This window comes from Neorhizobium sp. PAMB6630, assembly GCF_058242775.1.
Genome location: NZ_JBZAYV010000002.1, coordinates 960,053 through 979,696 on the forward strand (window position 1 = coordinate 960,053; position 19,644 = coordinate 979,696).

Sequence of the window (19,644 nt, forward strand, 5' to 3'; positions counted from 1 at the left end):
CATGCATCTGAAGCTCAACAACATCAGCCATTCCTATGGGGCAGTCGAGGTCCTGAAGGACATCTCGCTCGACATCCCGCAGGGACAGATCGTCTGTCTGATCGGCCCCTCCGGCTGTGGCAAGTCGACCCTGCTGCGCTTCCTCGGCGGGCTGGAACGGCCACGGTCGGGCGAGGTCCTGCAGGTCGGCAATCCGCCGCAAGGCTCGCTCAACCCGCTGACCTATGTCTTCCAGCACTTCGCCCTCCTCCCCTGGCGCACTGTCGAGGGCAATATCAAGCTGGTGCTCGAAGACCACGGCCTCAGCCGCCGCGAGATGGACGACATCGTCACCGATGTGCTCGACAGAACCCGCCTGTCCGAATTTCGAATGGCACTGCCCAAACAATTGTCCGGCGGCATGCGCCAGCGCGTGGCGATCAGCCGGGCGCTGGCTGTGCGCCCCGCGGTGATGCTGATGGACGAGCCGCTCTCTGCCCTCGACAGCCAGACCCGCGAACTGCTGATGGACGACCTGATTGCGCTCTGGACCCGCCAGCCGTTCACGTCGGTCTACGTGACCCATAATCTCAACGAAGCCGTCAGGCTTGGCCACCGGGTTGTCGTGCTGTCGCGCCGGCCCGGCCGCATCCGGGAAATCGTCGATATCGACATCCCCTTGTGCGACCGCCATCTGGGCGACCCGGTGCTGGAAGAAAAGCAGAAGCATCTCTGGGATCTGATGCGCGAAGAGGCGATGGCCGCCGACAAGGAGCTGGTCGATGTCTGATGCCCCTACATTTGCGGCCGCGGCCCCCACAAGCAGTGCCGACACCATTCCCGTTCGCGCCGTGACCTTCCGCGGAGGCGGATTTGCCCCGATCCCGGTCAAGGGCATGGGCATCGCCGTCTTCGTTATCCTGATCGCGCTTGCCGAAATCGGCACCCGCAGCGGGTTCATCTCGAACCTGACGCTGCCTCGGCCTTCCGCAGTATTTGAGACCTTCGTGCAGCTCTGGCAGACCGGCCTTCTGTGGAAACACCTTCTGCCTTCGCTGCAGCGTCTGTTCGTCGGCGCCTTCATGGGGATCACCGTCGGGATCGCCGCGGGCGTCATGATCGGCCTCTTCAGCTATGTCCGCGCCGGCCTCGTCCCCCTGGTGGCGGCGCTGTTTCCCATTCCCAAGATTGCTCTCCTGCCGCTCTTCGTCATCTGGTTCGGCATCGATGAAACCTCCAAATATGCCTTGATCGCGTTCGGCACGTTTACGCCGACCGTTGTTGCCACCTATGGCGCCGTCGACAATGTCGATCGCACGCTGATCCGGATGGGGCAGAGTTTTGGGCTGAACTGGTGGTCAATCGTGCGCAAGATCGTGCTTCCGGGTGCGTTTCCGGCCATCCTTTCCGGCCTGCGGGTCTCGATCGCCATTGCCATCATCCTGCTGGTTGCGGCCGAAATGCTCGGCGCCCAATACGGTATTGGATCCTATATTCTCGAAGCAGGCTCGCTCTACGATCTCGAGAAGCTGTTTGCCGGTGTCACCATCCTGTCCACCATGGGCCTCATCGTGAACTTCATCATCGGCCGGATCGAGCGCCATTTTCTGAGCTGGCGCGGATAAAGCCGCATTCACAGGAGACATTCCGACATGCTTGCCTTGCAAAAGGTACGCCCCGGCAGCGGCGTGCAATTAAACACGATCGCCGAACCGGATGCGCCGGCCGAAGGAGAGGTGATGATCCGCGTGCACTGCGCCGGCATCTGCGGAACGGACCTGCATATCGCCGAGTGGACGCCGGGTTACGAGGCAATGGAACCGGCAATGCCGGTTACTCTGGGACACGAGTTTTCCGGCACGATCGAGCATGTGGGCCCCAAAGTGCCGCTCGAAGCCATCGGTGCCCGGGTCACCGCACGCCCGTCCACGACCTGCGGCACCTGCGATGCCTGCCGGAGAAACGACGAGGACAATTGCACGGCACGCAAAGGTGTCGGCATCGGTCGCAACGGCGCATTCACCTCGCTCGTCTGCGTTCCCTACAGCAATTGCCACCGGTTGCCGGACAGTCTTGCCATGGACATCGCGGCCCTGACGGAACCGATGACCGTTTGCGCCGAAGCGGTGGCAACATCGGAAATCGCGGCCGGCCAGACCGTGCTCATCATCGGGCCAGGCTTCATCGGCCAGGGAATTGCGGTGCTTGCGAGAGCCAGAGGCGCGCACGTGGTTGTCCTCGGACGCAATGATGCGCCCAGACTTGACGCGTTGCGCGCCATCGGCTTCGAGCACCTCATCGATACACAGCACCGGCCGATGGAAGAGGCACTTGCGGAATTTGGCCCCTTCGATGCGATTATCGAGGCCGCTGGCGTGCCAGCCCTTGTGGGAGCCACTTTGCCGTTTCTGAAAAAACGCGGCATCTTCACCATTGTTGGCATCCATCCGCGTGCCGCCGAAATCGATCTGACCCGGATCGTGCGGATGCACCAGCAGATCCGTGGCTCCTACCGGGCACCTGCCAAGGACTGGGACGGCGTGATTGCCTTTCTGGATGCCAACCAGAAACTGATGTCGAAGCTGGTTTCACACGCCCTTCCCCTTGCAGACGTTCTGTCCGGCCTTCAGGCAGCAAAAGACCGGACCGCGTCAAAAGTGATGCTTCATATGGAAGCGCATCGATGAGCGGCGCCTTCCTGTCCCTCTGGAACGACTATCCCGCCGCCATGGCTGAGGAATACGAGGCATGGCACACATTCGAGCACGTGCCGGAACGGTTGACCACGCCTGGCATGCTGTCTGCTCGCCGTTATGTGTCGTGCAACAATTCCCAGTCCTATTTCACCTATTATGAAATGCAGGACATGCGCACGATAGAGCATCCGGCCTATCTCGACCTCGTTCGCAACCCGACGCCCTGGTCGCTGAAGATGCGTCCGTACTTTTCGAATGTGCTGAGAATTCCCGGTGAAACCGCAGCCTGCTCTGGATATGGCATTGGCGGTGCGGCACTGGTGCAGGCCTATTCCGTTGCACGAGACACCGCCGCACAGGCACTGCCTGATGTGAAACGCGCCTTGCAGCAGATGATCACCGAAGCTCGGATCCTCGGCTTCAGGATCGCGGTAGCCGAGCCGAACCAGGCATATGAGGTCTTTACCCAGGAGCAGACAACAGATCCGGATGCCGTCAATGTGGTCCTCCTGCTCGAGAGCGGATCCAGCAAGACCCTTTGCGCCTCGCATGACGCTTTAACCGCGCAGCTGACCGGGCAGCTTTCGCCGCGCGCCTGCCTGCGCAGCGATATCTTCGATCTCCTGATCAGTTATCGTGGCGACGAATTTCATTCCGCAAGAAGCAGGCGAGATGCTGCGAGGTGATCGGTGATCGCCTTGCCCGTGAAGGTCCGTCACGCCGTCCGTCCGGTTGCTGACTTTGAACTTCATCTTTCCGGCACGAGGCCACCGGCAAGGATCGTTCTTAAAAGGCATCCTGCGCAACCCGTTTGAAGATGGGCAATGGCTACGCGAGCCTGATCAACAGGACCTGAACCAGCGCGCGTTCGTCTCGAACTAAGCCCTCCAATAGGCAAATACTATAAAGGCAGTTCAGGCGGGCCGTTCTCCGGGCGGTCAAGCCGGCACACGCAGCAGAAGATCCGGCGCTTGGGCAGGCAGCAGAGAGACCGAAACAGCGGCGCTGGCGAGACAATCCTGGCGAGGCTCCTATGCCTTTCGTGCAGTTATGGTCGAATATCGCGCAATAACCGCACGCCCTGTCTTCTCTGTGAAATGTCCGATATAACGCCGTCAGAGGTTTTTCTCGCCGGCGAGGAAGATGCTCCTCGCTATGAGTGGTCGCTTGGCTCCGCCGTTCAGCACCATGTCCGGACGGGAGGTCTGCGTGGGGCGAAAATCGACCGAGCATTTCCATGCGCGAGGCCGCCCGCTCCCGTTATGCCGCAGATGTTCGCCCTGCCATGGCCCACGCGCAAGGTGCGGGGACTGCGGCGCATTGGCAAATTGCCTCTGCAAGTCCGAACTGAGGCCCCTCCCCTCTTCCTGCAACGACACCGGAAGTGGACCAAGACGTCCTCACCGTATCGACAAGACACGTCCGCAGAATTCATTGAACGTCTATCCCGGCGCAACGGGTTCAAGCGCCTGAAGAGATAGCCCGCAGGCATAAGCGCCACAGACCCGTGTGAGGATAAACTTGTCCAAAGGCGCAGGCTCAACCCAGCGCTCAAGTCCTGATATCAAGACCCTCTCACGGGAAACATGTCCTCGCCGTAGTGATGCAACCTTGTATGATGGCGACGGCACAGCCAGCGCACTTTCAATGGTTCGTCGTATTGATCGTGATGCGCATCAACCGCCTCGATGCCGCAAACCTCACAACTCTCCTTGTCGAGTTCGCCGGCCTTGACGGCACGCTGCACAGCAAGATGTGCTTCATATTTGCCGGGGTTGGCACGTCGCCAATTGGCCTGCCGGGTATCTGTCTTCAGCATGTTCGCGTTCAATCCCGATTCAGCCCTCGGTGCATGCACCAATGTACCAGAGGTCGGGGCATGGATAAAGGTCGTTGGTTATCACGACCTTTGACCCGAGAGACGGGCCTGATCGAAAAAGCCCGACGGATCGCTCCATCGGGCCTTACTTCACTCTGCCGGATTGAACGGGTTCAAGCCCGTTCCAGCACCACGGCAATGCCCTGCCCGACGCCAATGCACATGGTCGACAGCGAATAGCGTCCGCCGGTTTCCAGAAGTTCCAGCGCTGCCGTGCCGGTGATGCGGGCGCCCGACATGCCGAGCGGATGACCAAGGGCGATGGCGCCGCCGTTGCGGTTGACGCGGGCGTCGTCATCGGCAATGCCAAGCTGACGAAGGGTTGCCAGACCCTGGCTGGCAAAGGCCTCGTTCAGCTCAATCACATCCAGCTGGTCCTGTGTGAGACCTAGCCGGTCGAGCAGCTTTTGGCTGGCCGGGGCCGGACCGATGCCCATGATGCGCGGCGGCACACCGGCCGTCGCACCACCGACAATACGGGCAATCGGCGTCAGGCCATACTTCTTGGCCGCCGCCGCCGACGCGATGATAAGCGCTGCCGCCCCGTCGTTGACACCCGATGCATTGCCGGCCGTGACCGTGCCCCCTTCTTTCCGAAACGGCGTGCCGAGCTTGGCCAGCGTCTCGATGGTGGTTGCGCGCGGATGTTCGTCCTTGTCCACCACGATCGGATCGCCCTTGCGCTGCGGGATCGTTAGGGAAACGATTTCCTTTGCGAGACGACCGTTTGCCTGTGCCGCCGACGCCTTGTTCTGGCTGCTGACCGCAAAGGTATCCTGGTCCTCACGGCTCACATTGAAATCGGCGGCAACATTCTCGCCGGTCTCGGGCATCGAATCCACGCCATACTGCTTTTTCATCAGCGGATTGATGAAGCGCCAGCCGATCGTGGTGTCATGGATTTCAGCTGCACGCGAAAAGGCGGTCTCCGCCTTCGGCATCACGAAGGGCGCCCGGCTCATGCTTTCCACGCCGCCGGCAATCATCAACTCCGCTTCCCCCGCCCTGATGGCGCGGGCGGCAGCAATGACGGCATCCATGCCCGAACCGCAAAGCCGGTTGATCGTGGTGCCGGTAACGGAGACCGGCAGGCCGGCGAGCAGCAGCGACATGCGCGCCACATTGCGATTGTCCTCGCCCGCCTGGTTGGCGCAGCCATAGATCACATCATCGACAGCTTCCCAATCGACAGACGTGTTGCGCGCCATCAGCGCCTTCAACGGCACCGCGCCCAGATCATCGGCGCGCACGGAAGACAGTGCGCCGCCGAAACGGCCGATCGGCGTGCGGATGTAATCGCAGATAAAAGCGTCAGTCATTCTGATCTCCTCAAAGGGCCGGCACGACAAGATCGGCAACCGGGCCATCGGTATGAAGCGGCGCGCCCGTCATGGCCTGCAACTCCTCCATGGTCATGGGCCCAAGCTTTTCGCGCACGACAAACTGTTTATTCCTGATATCGATGACGGCGTGGCTGGTATAGACCCGCGTGATGCAGCCGACACCGGTCAGCGGAAAGGTGCAGGCCTCCACAAGCTTCGGCTTGCCATCCTTCGTCACATGTTCGGTAATGACGAAAACCTGTTTTGCGCCATGCACCAGATCCATCGCGCCGCCGACGGCCGGCACGCCCTTGGAGCCGACGCGCCAGTTGGCGAGATCGCCATTTTCAGCCACCTGATAGGCGCCAAGAATGGCGACATCCAGATGGCCGCCGCGCACCATGGCAAAGCTGTCGGCATGGTGGAAGAACGAGGCGCCGGGCTTCAGCGTCACCGCCTTCTTGCCGGCATTGATCAGGTTCCAGTCTTCCTCACCCTCCGGTGGCGGTTCACCGAAATTCAGGATGCCGTTTTCCGTGTGAAAGATCGCTTCCCGGCCCGGTGGCTGGTAGCGCGCCACCATTTCGGGAAAACCGATGCCAAGGTTCACATAGGCACCGTCTTCGATATCCTGCGCGGCCCGCCAGGCAATCTGGGCGTTAGACAGTTTGATGTCTTCGCGTGTGTCGGTCATGCGTAGGCCACTCCTGCCCGGATGAGCACTTCTTCCTGCTGCGGATCGGCGACTTCCACGACGCCGTTGACGAAAATACCAGGGGTGATCACCGCTTCCGGATCAATGCCGCCGGGGGGCAGGATTTTGGTCACCTGGGCAATGGTGGTCTTGGCCGCCATGCACATCAGCGGATTAAAATTGCGGCCGGCCTTGTTGTAGGTGAGGTTGCCGTGGGTGTCGCCAAGCTCTGCCTTCACGATGGCGAAGTCTGCTTTCAGCCAGCGCTCCTGCACGTAGGAACGGCCGTCGAATTCGGCGATCACCTTGCCATTGGCAAGTTCCGTACCGAAGGCGGTCGGCGTGTAAAATGCCGGAATACCGGCGCCGCCGGCGCGGATGCGTTCGGCAAGCGTGCCCTGCGGCACCAGTTCCAGCTCGATCTCGCCGGCGAGATACCGGTCGGTAAAGGCGCGCGGATCGGATGAGCGCGGGAACGAGCAGATCATTTTTTTCACCAGCCCCGCATCGATCATGGCGGCAATGCCGATACGACCATTGCCGGCATTGTTGTTGATGACGGCGAGGTTTTTCGGCCCCTTGTCGATCAGCGCATGAATGAGTTCAATGGGGGCGCCGGAACCGCCGAAGCCGCCGATCATCACCGTTGCGCCGTCGAATATGCCGGAGACGGCGTCTGCCGTGCTTCCGATGGTCTTGTCCATTTCAGTCTCTCTCCCTGACATATCAAGATGGCGCAGTTAGCGCCTCGCAGTTGCCAGCCGTCAACTTTTTTGTGCGTTATTTGACTTTTGTTCATATAGCGCACAATATCCACGGAAATGGAGGGGCATATGCGGGAAACGGATTTCATCGGGGGCTTTGCCAAGGGGCTCCGCGTCATCGAAGCCTTCGGTGAGGCAAGTGCACGCCTCTCCATCGCCGATGTCGCACGCCTTACCGGACTTGACCGGGCCACCGCCCGCCGCTGCTTGCTGACCCTCGCGGAACTTGGCTATGCCGATTACGACGGCAAATTCTTCGTCCTGACCCCACGTATCCTACGCCTGGGACACGCCTACCTTTCCATCACGCCGCTCCCGCACATCATCCAGCCCTTCCTCGACCGCCTGTCGGAAGAAGTTGGACAAAGTGCCTCGGCAAGCGTGCTTGACGGCTCGGAAGTGGTTTACATCGCCCGCGCCTCGCAGCGCCGCGTCATGTCCATCAACCTGATGCCCGGCAGCCGCCTTCCCGCCTATTGCGCCTCCATGGGCCGCGTCCTGCTGGCAGCTCTTGGCGAAGATGACGCCCGCCTTCTCATCGAATCCTGCGAGCGCCCGCAGCATACGCCCTTCACCCGCACCGACCCCACTCAACTGATGCAGGAACTGGCAATCGTGCGAACGCAGGGTTATGCCTTGATCGACCAGGAGCTGGAACTTGGCCTTCGCTCCATCGCCGTTCCACTTTCAAATGCGCGCGGAAAAGTGGTCGCCGCCCTCAACATCGGCGCGCCAGCCGCCCAGATCACACCGGAGCTGATGGCGCAACAATACCTGCCGCCGCTCAAATTGATCGCGCAGCAGCTGCGCCCGTTGCTGCCCTGAACCACGCACCGACCAGGCCCCGCAAGCCCAACCTCAAAGCCGTTGACAGCTGTCAACCCGCATGACGGGGCAGACCTTAACGGAAAACATTTGCCTGTTCACACGCTCGCATTCCGCCGCAGCGGACTTGCATGTCGCCTGAAAAAATCCGAGCATCCCGCGGTTCCATTTCTCGTTTCGCTTGGATGTTTCATGACCAGACTTTTGACGATCCATACCGCAGCCGCAGCACTTGATGCCGGCACAAAAACCGCCGTTACCCTTGCCGAGGAAGCCTTGGCGCGCATCGACGATTCCGCCGGCGAGGGCGCCCGCGTCTTCATTCGCCGCAACGATCAGCGCGCCTTAAAACTTGCAGCCGCATCGGATGCCACGCGCGCAGCCGGCTTTCGCCGCTCGCCGTTGGAAGGCGTGCCGATCTCGATGAAGGATCTGTTCGACCTTAAAGGCGAAACCACGCTTGCCGGCTCCGTGGCGCTGAAGGGCAAGCCTCCCGCCACAGCCGATGCGCCGGTTGTCTCCCGCCTCATCGCCGCCGGCGCCGTCATCACCGGCACAACGAACATGAGCGAATTTGCCTTTTCCGGCATCGGCATCAATCCCCATTACGGCACCCCGAAAAACCCGTATGACCGGGCAACCGGTCGCGTGCCCGGCGGCTCGTCCTCCGGTGCTGCCGTCTCGGTAACCGATGGCATGGCGGTGGCAGCCATCGGCACCGATACCGGCGGCTCGATCCGCATTCCTTCGGCGCTCTGCGGCCTCACCGGCTTCAAGCCGACGGCCCGCCGCGTTTCGGCAGAGGGCGTCGTGCCGCTTTCAACCTCGCTGGATTCCATCGGCCCGCTGGCCGCAAGCGTCACCTGCTGCGCCATCATCGACGCCATCATTTCCGCAAGTGGCGAGAGCGTGCCGGACGCCGCCCCGATCCGCGGCCTTCGGCTTGCCGTGCCGAAAACCGTCGTTCTGGACGACATGGACAGCACGGTTGCCGCTGCATTCCAGCGGACGCTGTCCGCGCTCTCGTCCGCCGGCGCCGTCATCACCGAAATCGAGATCCCGGAATTTAATGCGCTTGCCGGCATTTATGCACGCGGCGGACTGGTAGCGCCGGAAGCCTGGCACTGGCACCGTGAACTTCTGGAGGAGGCCGGCGAGACCTATGACCCGCGCGTCAAGGCGCGCATCCTGCGCGGTCGCGACCTCAGTGCCGCCGATTACCTCGATGCACTGGCTGCCCGCACAGCATGGAAGGCAGGCGTTGCCGACCGGGTCCGCGGATATGATGCCGTGATCCTGCCGACCGTTCCGGTTATCGCGCCGGAGATTGCGCCGCTCGTGGCAGACGATGCCGTGTTCTTTGCCGCCAACGGCCTCATCCTGCGCAACTCCACCTTCTTCAACTTCCTGGATGGCTGCGGGCTTTCCATCCCCTGCCATGCCGAAAACGAAGCTCCCGTTGGACTGATGGTGGCTGGCACTGAAATGCAGGACCGCCACATCCTCTCCGTTGGCCTTGCCATCGAGGCCGTTCTGGCATCGGTGCACGGTTAGCAGGCGGGGAGGGGAGGGCCATCCCAACCGCACCGACGAAAGATCGGCGGTTGGAGGAGCGGCTGACGAGGAAGGGGAAGGGCAACGTTTTTGCTGTTTTCCCTTTCCCCACAGCGCATGGCCATGGTATAAATCGGATGCCTTGAGGGACACACCGCCTTTCTTCTTTCTAAGTGCGATTTGTGTGCCAGCGCTCAAATTATCGGACATTATTTAAGTCCTCGCGCCTGTGCGCTTAACCTCCCTCTTTCTGCGAAAACCGCACATTCACTCTGCAGCCAGTACCTCGAAGCTGTCGACGATCCGTCGGATTTCCGGACGGCAGGAGCCGCAATTGGTGCCGGCAGAGAGTGCCTTGCCAATAGCCTCGACGGACCGGCAACCGGACATGACCGCGCCGCCAATCTCATTCACGCCAATGTTGAAGCAGGAGCAGACGAGGGCGCCGGGGTCTGGACGGTCCGCGCCGGGGCGGCCTGCAATCAGGGCGTGACGGGTCATCGGATCAGGCTGCGGCGCGGCAAGCTGCGACACGATCCAGCTGCGTGACACCGCCACCGGAGAAGGCGCAACGAAGAGCGCGCAGATCAGCTGGTCCCCCGCAAAGAAGGCAAGCCGCGTCCTGCCGCCGTGGCGATCGGAATACCCCGTCAGGTCGGCATCAGCGCCGATCGCAAAACTGCGCCGTGCCCACGCCTCCCAATCCTTCACCGGCTGATCAAAGGCAAGCTCGACGCGGTAACCGCCCTCTGCCTTGGCAAGTGCCCAATAGTCTGCGGCAAGCCCTTTCGGCTTGTGTCGCGAAACGGCAAAGGCGTAGACCGCCGGCGCATACCGCGCCACCGACACGGCACCCTGTTTCAACGCCGGCTGGCCGGAGACCGGATCCGTCAGCGGCGGAACAAGCACATTGATGCGGGAAAGAGAGGCCGTTTCATCCGTCCAGTGCATCGGCACGAAAACGCACCCCCGGCTCTGCCGCTCCGACAGAAGTGCCCGCACAATGACCCGCGCGCCGCCTGCAGCGCAAATTTCCACGAGGTCTGCGTCGTCAAGCCTCAGCGCATGGGCATCCAGCGGGTGGATTTCACAGAAGGGCTCGCCGATATGGGCAGAGAGGCGGGCGCTTTTTCCTGTCCGGGTCATTGTGTGCCAGTGATCGCGCACACGGCCGGTATTCAACGTCATGGCAAACTGACCGCCCTTGCGCTCAGAGAGAACGACCGGCGTTGCAATGAAGCGGGCCCGGCCATCCCCGTGATAAAAGCGACCGTCCTTAAAAAAACGACTATCCATGCGGGGCTGGCCGGGCGCCTGCGGCCATTGGAACGGCACCAGTGCCTCATAGCCGGCGCCATCGATTCCGGCATAAGCACCGATATCGAAATCCCGCTCGCCGTGGTTCTCAAAAGCCGACAGGGCGGCGTGTTCGGCAAAGATATCGGCCGGGCTTTCGTAAGCAAAAGCTTCAACAAAACCCATCCGCCGCGCCACCTCGGCCATCTGCCACCAGTCCGGGCGCGCCTCGCCGGGGGAGGGGAGAAAGGGGCGCTGGCGCGAGATGCGCCGTTCGGAATTGGTCACAGTGCCGGATTTTTCGCCCCAGCCGGTTGCCGGCAAAAGCACATGGGCAAGGCGGGTGGTATCAGTGTTCTGCTCAATGTCGGAGACGACCACGAAGGGGCAGGCAGCGATGGCGGCCTTCACCCGGTCGGCATCCGGCATGGAGACGACGGGATTGGTGGACATGATCCACAAAGCCTTGATACGCCCGTCGGCCACCGCCTCGAACATATCGACGGCTTTGTGCCCCGGTTTCTGTGCCATCCTCAGTGCGCGCCAGAACCGTTGCACCCGGTCGCGGTGTTCAGGGTTTTCAATCGCCATGTGGGCTGCCAGCATATTGGCAAGCCCGCCCACCTCGCGACCACCCATGGCATTCGGCTGGCCGGTCAGCGAAAACGGCCCCATGCCGGGGCGCCCGATGCGGCCCGTCGCCAAATGGCAGTTGATGATGGCATTCACCTTGTCGGACCCGACGGATGACTGGTTGACGCCCTGACTGTAACAGGTAACCACCTTCTGCGTGCGCGCAAACAGATCCATGAACTGTCGGATCTGCAAAGCCGGAAGGCCGGTTATCTCGATGAGATCGGCCATGGAAAGATCGGCAGCGGAAAACGCCTGCGCGAACCCTTGCGTATGGGCGCCGACATAGTTTTCATCTACGGCGCCCGCGCGGACAAGATGGCCCAGAAGCCCGTTAAACAGCGCGACATCGCCATCCGGGCGGATGGACAGATGCAGGTCCGCAATGTCGGATGTAGCGGTGCGGCGCGGATCGATCACCACCACTTTCAGACCAGGCCTTTTGGCCTTGGCCGCCGCAAGACGCTGGTAAAGCACGGGATGGCACCAGGCCATGTTGGAGCCCACCAGCACGACCAGATCGGCCAATTCGAGATCTTCGTAAGTGCCGGGCACCATATCCGTGCCAAAGGCGCGTCGGTGGCCGGCAACGGAAGACGCCATGCACAGCCGCGAATTGGTGTCGATATTGGCCGAGCCGATAAACCCCTTCATCAACTTGTTGGCGACATAATAATCCTCGGTCAGCAATTGCCCGGAGACATAAAAGGCCACGGCATCCGGCCCATGCTGCGCAATGGCTTGCGAAAACTTTTCCGCCACCAGATCAAGCGCCGCAGCCCAGCTTGCCCTTTCGCCAAAAATCTGCGGATAAAGCGCCCGCCCCTCAAGCCCGATCGTTTCGGCAAGCGCCGAGCCTTTTGAGCATAACCGTCCGAAATTGGCCGGATGTTCGGGATCACCGCGCACGCTGACGGCGCCATCATCCTCCACGCGCGCAATCACCCCACAGCCGACGCCACAATAAGGACAGGTGGTTTTTGTCTCACTGGACATCGGCAATCCTCCTGAAGGGTTGGCTCTCTGGCCGTGGTCGGGGCGAAAAGCCGAGCGTCGTCATGGTCGGGCTTGTACAGACCATCTGCCAACGCCTCCACACGAGCAGCCGCAGCAGATCCTCGGGACGAGCCCGAGGATGACGGAGAAAGCTGGCGCACCGAGACCACAACCGGGAACGTATAATAGCGGCTTTGTTCGCCAGCATCCGCCTCACTCCGCCGCAACCATCAACGGGCGCTCCAGCGTAATCGAAAGCCGACCATCCACGTTGCGCACGGGAATGGTTTTCACCGCGCCTTCGTCAGCCCCCAGCGCCATGCCGGTTTCGAGCGAAATCACCCAGTTGTGCAGCGGGCAGGTGACGGCCTTGCCGTGGACGATGCCTTGCGACAGAGGTCCGCCCTTGTGCGGGCAATGGTCCTCGATGGCAAAGACCTCGTTTTCGGCGGTACGGAAAACGGCGATCTTGCCGTCTGGCGTTTTCACGCAACGCGCGCCGCGAAGGGGGATGTCGTCGATGTGGCCGATGTCGATGAAGGTCATGCGATGCTTCTCCTGGTTGAAGTCCCCTCCCCAACCCCTCCCCACACGGGGGAGGGGCTTACAGTGCCGAACCGTCACGCGGAAAACGAAGCGGTGCTGCAACGAGTCTCCCCCCTCGTGGGGGAGATGGCCGGCAGGCCAGAGAGGGTGTTGCTTTGGCTATTCCGCCGCCTCGCCATAACCGACGGTCGCCATCGGCTTGAACTCGTGTTTGTCCTTGCCCGAGACACGCTCCGACCACGGGTCCACCTGCGCAAATTTCTGGGAAAACACGAAGCGGTCGTAATAGGCCTGGCGTTTTTCGCCATCCTCCATGATCTGGCGGCGGATCTCGTCGTGGCCGATGCGCTTTGCCCATTTGTAGATGCGCTCGAGATAACGCCCCTGCTCGCGGTACATCTGGGTCAGCGCCACGATATGCTCCAGCGCCTCGTCCGCGGTCTTTACGAGACCCAGAACATCAGTGCCCTTGATATCGAGGCCGGCGGCACCGGCAAAATGGATCTCGAAACCACTGTCCACGCAGATCACGCCGATATCCTTGCAGGTGGCTTCGGCGCAGTTGCGCGGACAGCCGGACACGGCAAGCTTCAGCTTGGCCGGCGTCCATGAGCCCCACATGAACCTTTCGATGCGGATGCCAAGGCCGGTCGAATCCTGCGTACCGAACCGGCACCAGTCGGAGCCGACACAGGTTTTGACGGTGCGCAGACCCTTGGCATAGGCCTGGCCGGAGATGAAGCCGGCCTTGCCGAGATCGGCCCAGACCGCCGGCAGGTCTTCCTTCTCGATGCCGAGAAGGTCGATGCGCTGGCCGCCGGTAACCTTCACCATCGGTATCTCGAACTTGTCGACCACGTCTGCGATGGCGCGCAGTTCGGCGGCATTCGTTACCCCGCCCCACATACGCGGCACGACGGAATAGGTGCCGTCCTTCTGGATATTGGCGTGGACACGCTCATTGATATAGCGCGACTGGTAATCGTCGGCATATTCGTCCGGCCAGTCGCAAACGAGGTAGTAGTTGAGCGCAGGCCGGCATTTTGCGCAGCCGCAGGAGGTTTTCCACTCCAGTTCCTGCATCACGGCCGGAATGGTTTTTAAGGTTTTCGCCTTGATCAGCCGGCGGACGTCGTCATGGCCAAGCTCGGTGCAGGTACACATAGGCGTGACGGTTGCGGGGTTATAGGCATCGCCCAGCGTCAGCGCCATCAGCTGTTCGACAAGGCCGGTGCAATTGCCGCAAGAGGCGGAGGCTTTCGTGTGGGCGCGCACGCCGTCGAGCGTCGTCAGGCCCTTGCCGGTGATGGCAGATGTGATCTTGCCCTTGCAGACGCCGTTGCAGCCGCAGATTTCCGCATCATCCGGCAAGGCTGCAACGGCCGCCATAGGGTCCAGCGGGGCACCCCCCTGGTAGGACTGGCCGAAAATCAGGGTATCGCGCATCTGCGAGATATCGGTGCCCTTCTTCAGAAGATCGAAGAACCAAGACCCATCCGCCGTCTCGCCATAGAGCACCGCGCCGATGATGCGGTTTTCCTTCAGGACCAGGCGCTTGTAGATGCCCGCGGAGGCATCGCGCAGAACGATTTCCTCGCGGTCGGGCGCTTCGGCAAAATCGCCTGCGGAGAACAGGTTGATGCCGGTGACCTTCAGCTTGGTGTTGACCACAGAGCCCTGATATTCGGCCGAGCCGCCGGTCAGCCGGTCGGCGAGCACCCGGGCGCTTTCATAAAGCGGAGCCACCAGCCCGTAACAGATGCCGCGATGTTCGGCGCATTCGCCAAGCGCGAAGATCGAGGCATCCGAGGTCATCATGCCATCGTCCACCACGATGCCGCGATTGACGGCAAGGCCGGCATCCTTGGCAAGACCTGAAGCCGGGCGGATGCCGACGGCCATGACCACCATGTCGCCAAAGATCACGCGGCCGTCTTCCAGCTCGATGCCTTCAACCTTTTCCGTGCCGAGGATCCGCTTGGTATTGGCCTTGGTGATGATCTCGATGCCGCGCTCGTTCAGCGCCTTTTCGAGAAGGTAAGCGGCGGGCGGATCGAGCTGGCGTTCCATGATCGTCGGGTTGAGGTGAATGACCGTCACCTCCATGCCCTGCCGCTTCAATCCGTAAGCCGCCTCCAACCCCAGAAGACCGGCGCCGATGACGATGGCGCGGCCTTTTGCCGAGGCTATCTCGATCATCTTTTCCACGTCATCGAGATCGCGGTAGGCAAGAACGCCAGGCAGCTGATGACCGGGCACCGGGATGATGAAGGGCAGCGAACCGGTGGCAATCACCAACTTGTCGTAGGCAACCGTAGTGCCATTGGCGGAGGTCACCGTTTTCGCCTGCCGGTCGATGCCGGTGACTTTTGCGCCCTTGTGCAGCGTCACGCCATGCGCGGCGTACCACGCGTCATCGTGGATGACGATGTCACCATAGGCCTTCTCGCCCGAGAGAACCGGCGAGAGCATGATGCGGTCATAGTTGACGCGCGGTTCGGCGTTGAAGATCGTCACGTCGTAAAGGCCGGGTGCCTTTTCGAACAGCTCTTCCAGCATGCGCCCGGGCGCCATGCCATTGCCGATGATAACGAGATTTTGCGTCATGGTGCTCACTCCGCGGCTTCCACGAAGCGGTGACGTTCGTAGAGGAACTTCAGCACGGCTTCGCGGGATTTGAGGTAGGTGCGATCGGAGGCAAGCGCGATGCGGTCTCGCACCCGCGGGATCGGCACATCCAGCACTTCGCCGATCTTTGCCGCCGGCCCATTGGTCATCATCACGATCCGGTCGGAGAGAAGCACCGCCTCGTCCACGTCATGAGTGATCATGATCATCGTGTTTCCGAGCCGGCTGTGGATCTCCATCACGGCATCCTGAAGATGGGCGCGGGTCAGCGCATCGAGCGCGCCAAACGGTTCGTCGAGCAGCAGGATCTTTGGCTCCATGGCGAGCGCCCGGGCAATGCCGACGCGCTGTTTCATGCCGCCTGAGATTTCCGACGGACGCTTGTCCTTGGCATGGGCCATTTGCACGAGATCGAGATTGCGCATCACCCAGTCGTGCTTTTCGGCGCGCGTCTTCTTGCCGGCAAACACCTTGGAGACGGCGAGATTGACGTTTTCATAAACGGTCAGCCACGGCAGCAGCGAATGGTTCTGGAACACCACGGCGCGCTCCGGGCCGGGGGCATTCACCTCGATATTATCCAGGAGCACGGCCCCGGCGGAAACACGGGTGAGGCCGGCAATCAGGTTCAAAAGCGTGGACTTGCCGCAGCCGGAATGACCGATGATGGAGACGAACTCGCCCTTGTCGATGGTGAGCGAGATATCCTTCAGCACCTCGGTTTTCGTGCCGGCGCGTTCGAAATTCTTGTCGACGTGATCGATTTTCAGGTAGGCGCTCATGGGGTCGTCTCCTTAATTCTTGGCAGTGCCACGGGTGACGATCGAGCCGACAAGGCCCACCAGTTTGTCGAGGACAAAGCCGGTCACGCCGATATAGGCGAGCGCCACGATGATGTCGGTGAGGCGCGAGGAATTCCACGCATCCCAGATGAAAAAGCCGATGCCGACGCCGCCGGTCAGCATTTCCGCGGCAACGATGGCAAGCCAGGACAGGCCAACGCCGATGCGAAGGCCGGTGAAGATGTAAGGGGCTGCCGCCGGCACCATGATGCGGACAAAAAATTCCAGCGGGTTGAGGCGCAGCACGCGGGCGATGTTGCGGTAATCGTCAGGGATATTGCGCACGCCGACGGCGGTGTTGATGATGACAGGCCATATCGAGGTGATGAAGATCACGAAGATCGCCGAGGGGTTGGAATTCTGGAAGGCGGCAAGCGATAGCGGCAACCAGGCAAGCGGCGGCACCGTGCGCAGCACCTGGAAGATGGGGTCGAGCCCGCGCATGGCCCAGATGGATTGCCCGACGACCGCACCCAAAAGCACGCCGGCCACGGCTGCAAGACCAAAACCGATTGCCACGCGCTCCAGCGAAATCAGCACGCGCCAGGCAAGGCCGATATCCTGCGGACCGTTGTCGAAGAACGGGGAGGCGATGAGGTCGTAGCTGTCGATCCACACCTGCGAGGGTGGTGGAAGATTGGCGCCTGGGCCGGAACAGGCAATCTGCCAGATGGCAAGCAGCGCGATCAGCACCACCAGCGGCGGCAGGACATTGCGCAGCACGGCAAGAGCCAAAGGCGCGAGGTTCAGTTTCGGCGCCGGGCGCCGGGTGAGCGCAACGACGGTGCCGCTTGTGCCGGCCGTCGCCTTTGCCATGGTCTTCGCCGTCATCTCAGTCTCGGCCTTGCGGGCTGTCGCGGTCATGGTGTGGTCCTCGTGGGCGGTGTTATCAGGATCAATTACAGGTCAGGCGGTGGTGTCGGGCTGCCCCCATCCCTTGGCCAACTCTCCCCGCAGGCGGGGAGAGCGGCATTTGCATGAGAAGAAAATCCCCTCCCAAACCCTCCCCACAAGGGGGGAGGGCTTAACCCGGAGCCCGCTCTACGGCAGGAACCGAACGCCTGCCGCGTTGGGTCTCCCCCCTTGTGGGGGAGATGGTCGGCAGGCCAGAGGGGGTCTCCTTCCAAGGGCAGCAGCCGGGTGAGGGGCGCCCCCGGCTGCTGTCGCCCGATAATTCCCTCAGGCGCTTGCCTTGATCGACAGGCTGTCGAGATAGGCTTTCGGGTTTTCTGGATCGAAAACCTTGCCGTCGAAGAAGGTCTCTTTTCCGCGCGACGAGGTCGCCGGAATATCGGCGGCGGCCACGCCGAGATCCTTGGCGGCAGCGCGCCAGATGTCCTCGCGGTTCACCTTGTCGACCAGCGCCTTGATATCCGTGTCGGGCGCAAACTTGCCCCAGCGGATGTTTTCCGTGAGGAACCAGGCATCGTGGCTCTTGAAGGGATAGGACGCGTGGTCCTTCCAGAACTTCATCTCGAGGCCGGAATTTTCCACCAAACGGTCATTGCCGTAATTGATGGTGCCCTTCAGGCGCCCCGCCACATCCTTCGGCGGCACGTTGAACCACTGGCGTTTGCCAAGGATCGCGGCCATCTCTTCCTTGTTGTCCATGCTGTCGGCCCAGATCTGGGCTTCCATCACGGCCATCATCAGCGCACGCGCGGCATTCGGGTTCTTCTCGATCCAGTCGGAGCGAAGCCCGAGCGCCTTTTCCGGGTGGCCCTTCCACAATTCCCCGGTGGTACAGGCGGTAAAGCCGATGCCCTGGTTGACCAGTTGTTCGTTCCACGGCTCGCCCACGCAGAAGGCATCCATGTTGCCCACCTTCATGTTTGCCACCATCTGCGGCGGCGGCACGACGATGGTGGAGACGTCCTTGTCCGGATCGATGCCGCCGGCGGCGAGCCAATAGCGGATCCACAGATCATGCGTGCCGCCCGGAAACGTCATCGCAACCTTGATCTCGTTGCCGGCGGCCTTCTTGGCGGCAAAGGCCTCCTTCAGCTTGGCGGCATCCATCTGCACGCCGGTTGCGGCATATTCCTTGGCAACTGAAATGCCCTGGCTGTCGAGGTTGAGGCGGGCGATGATCGACATCGGCACCGGCACATTGTTCTGCGTCACCTTGCCGGTGGAGATGAGGTAAGGCATGGGCGTCAGGATATGAGCGCCATCGATGCCGTTTGCGGCGCCGCCGAGCACAAGATTGTCGCGCGTCGCACCCCAGGAGGCCTGCTTCAGCACTTCCACCTCGGGCAGGCCATGCTTGGCAAACAGGCCCTTTTCCTGCGCGATGATCAGCGGAGCGGCATCGGTCAGCGCGATGTAGCCGAGCTTGACACCCTTCACTTCCGGGCCGGCCCCTGCGGCAAAGGCGCCGGAAGGAAAGGCCATGCGCACGGCACCGATCAATCCGGCAGCCGCAGTCGTCTTCAAAATTCCGCGGCGGCTAAGGCCTGCACCTGTCGTCTTCGTCATATGCTGTTCCCCTTTTTTTGGTGACGGACATGCGGAAAAACAAAAAACGCCGCCCGGTATGATGCGTCTCAAGGGGAAAATCCCCACAAGTTGCAAAAACCAAGCGACGTCGGTGTCTCTGGTGAACGCGGGTTAGGCGTTCTTTGTCTCCGGTCGCCGTTGACCGGATCAGTATTTTCTATGCAATGCGTGTGCCAGTTTGGGGAGGCTGGTGTTATCTGGTTGAAACAGCGACGCTTTCGGGCGAAAGAGCTTGATTTATTCGGAACGGTCTGCGCGTCAGGCCTGCATAAATTGAGGGCACATGCTGCAATTGCTCAAAATATACCGCGCGGGAAATGGGCAGTGATGGCGGTTGGGAGGGATGAAAAGTCGGGTTACGCCATGCAGATCAGCGTATGCGGCTCGCCCCCCCTCTGCCCTGCCGGGCATCTCCCCCACAGGTGGGGAGATCAACGTGGGGCCAGGGCCGCACTCATTGTTTAGCGCATAACGCGTCTTGCCGTCGCTTT

Annotated in this window: 16 protein-coding genes; 6 read left to right on the plus strand and 10 right to left on the minus strand. The window is 61.5% G+C overall.

Annotated elements, in window-relative coordinates; translation table 11 throughout:
• Position 1: 1 nt before the first annotated feature.
• From AC4CWF_RS23165 to AC4CWF_RS23180, 4 genes are read left to right on the plus strand one after another with little or no spacing between them, the layout of a single operon-like run.
• Positions 2 to 769, plus strand: coding sequence for an ABC transporter ATP-binding protein (locus AC4CWF_RS23165; protein ID WP_491285884.1), 768 nt, complete (start codon positions 2 to 4; stop codon positions 767 to 769).
• A complete protein-coding gene (locus AC4CWF_RS23170; protein ID WP_491285885.1) occupies positions 762 to 1,604 on the plus strand; it encodes an ABC transporter permease in 843 nt (280 codons plus the stop codon). The genes AC4CWF_RS23165 and AC4CWF_RS23170 overlap by 8 nt, the downstream gene beginning before the upstream one ends.
• 27 nt (positions 1,605 to 1,631) lie before the next feature.
• Entirely contained in the window at positions 1,632 to 2,666 is a 1,035-nt protein-coding gene (locus AC4CWF_RS23175) for a zinc-dependent alcohol dehydrogenase (protein WP_491285886.1), read from the plus strand.
• A complete protein-coding gene (locus tag AC4CWF_RS23180; RefSeq protein ID WP_491285888.1) occupies positions 2,663 to 3,361 on the plus strand; it encodes a hypothetical protein in 699 nt (232 codons plus the stop codon). The genes AC4CWF_RS23175 and AC4CWF_RS23180 overlap by 4 nt, the downstream gene beginning before the upstream one ends.
• An 878-nt stretch (positions 3,362 to 4,239) precedes the next feature.
• Here AC4CWF_RS23180 and AC4CWF_RS23185 read toward each other — a convergent pair.
• From AC4CWF_RS23185 to AC4CWF_RS23200, 4 genes are all read right to left on the minus strand, one after another.
• Positions 4,240 to 4,494, minus strand: a complete 255-nt coding sequence (locus tag AC4CWF_RS23185) for a hypothetical protein (protein ID WP_491285889.1) — start codon at positions 4,492 to 4,494, stop codon at positions 4,240 to 4,242.
• 173 nt (positions 4,495 to 4,667) lie between these two features.
• Positions 4,668 to 5,873, minus strand: coding sequence for a 3-oxoadipyl-CoA thiolase (gene pcaF, locus AC4CWF_RS23190; protein WP_491285891.1), 1,206 nt, complete (start codon positions 5,871 to 5,873; stop codon positions 4,668 to 4,670).
• A gap of 10 nt (positions 5,874 to 5,883) precedes the next feature.
• Entirely contained in the window at positions 5,884 to 6,570 is a 687-nt protein-coding gene (locus AC4CWF_RS23195) for a CoA transferase subunit B (RefSeq protein ID WP_491285892.1), read from the minus strand.
• Positions 6,567 to 7,274, minus strand: coding sequence for a 3-oxoacid CoA-transferase subunit A (locus AC4CWF_RS23200; RefSeq protein WP_491285893.1), 708 nt, complete (start codon positions 7,272 to 7,274; stop codon positions 6,567 to 6,569). The genes AC4CWF_RS23195 and AC4CWF_RS23200 overlap by 4 nt, the downstream gene beginning before the upstream one ends.
• Before the next feature lie 129 nt (positions 7,275 to 7,403).
• Here AC4CWF_RS23200 and AC4CWF_RS23205 point away from each other — a divergent pair, with 129 nt between their 5' ends.
• Together AC4CWF_RS23205 and AC4CWF_RS23210 are read left to right on the plus strand one after the other, a co-directional pair.
• Positions 7,404 to 8,159 carry an IclR family transcriptional regulator gene (locus AC4CWF_RS23205; RefSeq protein ID WP_491285894.1) on the plus strand — a complete coding sequence of 252 codons (756 nt, stop codon included), beginning with the start codon at positions 7,404 to 7,406 and terminating at the stop codon, positions 8,157 to 8,159.
• 192 nt (positions 8,160 to 8,351) lie between these two features.
• Positions 8,352 to 9,713 carry an amidase gene (locus AC4CWF_RS23210; protein WP_491285895.1) on the plus strand — a complete coding sequence of 454 codons (1,362 nt, stop codon included), beginning with the start codon at positions 8,352 to 8,354 and terminating at the stop codon, positions 9,711 to 9,713.
• Positions 9,714 to 9,980: 267 nt separating this feature from the next.
• Here the strand turns inward: AC4CWF_RS23210 and AC4CWF_RS23215 are convergent, their stop codons facing one another.
• The 6 genes from AC4CWF_RS23215 to AC4CWF_RS23240 all read right to left on the minus strand — a co-directional run bounded on the left by AC4CWF_RS23215 (position 9,981) and on the right by AC4CWF_RS23240 (position 19,132).
• Complete coding sequence (locus tag AC4CWF_RS23215) at positions 9,981 to 12,638, minus strand: nitrate reductase (protein WP_491285896.1); 2,658 nt, start codon at positions 12,636 to 12,638, stop codon at positions 9,981 to 9,983.
• Positions 12,639 to 12,851: 213 nt separating this feature from the next.
• Positions 12,852 to 13,184 carry a nitrite reductase small subunit NirD gene (gene nirD / locus AC4CWF_RS23220; RefSeq protein WP_491285897.1) on the minus strand — a complete coding sequence of 111 codons (333 nt, stop codon included), beginning with the start codon at positions 13,182 to 13,184 and terminating at the stop codon, positions 12,852 to 12,854.
• 159 nt (positions 13,185 to 13,343) lie between these two features.
• Positions 13,344 to 15,791 (minus strand): nitrite reductase large subunit NirB, encoded by a 2,448-nt coding sequence (gene nirB / locus AC4CWF_RS23225; protein WP_491285898.1) that lies wholly within the window; start codon positions 15,789 to 15,791, stop codon positions 13,344 to 13,346.
• Between the two features lie 5 nt (positions 15,792 to 15,796).
• On the minus strand, positions 15,797 to 16,594 hold the full coding sequence (locus tag AC4CWF_RS23230) for an ABC transporter ATP-binding protein (RefSeq protein ID WP_491285899.1): 798 nt from the start codon (positions 16,592 to 16,594) through the stop codon (positions 15,797 to 15,799).
• Between the two features lie 12 nt (positions 16,595 to 16,606).
• On the minus strand, positions 16,607 to 17,518 hold the full coding sequence (gene ntrB / locus AC4CWF_RS23235) for a nitrate ABC transporter permease (RefSeq protein ID WP_491285900.1): 912 nt from the start codon (positions 17,516 to 17,518) through the stop codon (positions 16,607 to 16,609).
• A 315-nt stretch (positions 17,519 to 17,833) separates the two neighbouring features.
• Positions 17,834 to 19,132 carry a CmpA/NrtA family ABC transporter substrate-binding protein gene (locus AC4CWF_RS23240; RefSeq protein ID WP_491285901.1) on the minus strand — a complete coding sequence of 433 codons (1,299 nt, stop codon included), beginning with the start codon at positions 19,130 to 19,132 and terminating at the stop codon, positions 17,834 to 17,836.
• Positions 19,133 to 19,644 lie beyond the last annotated feature (512 nt).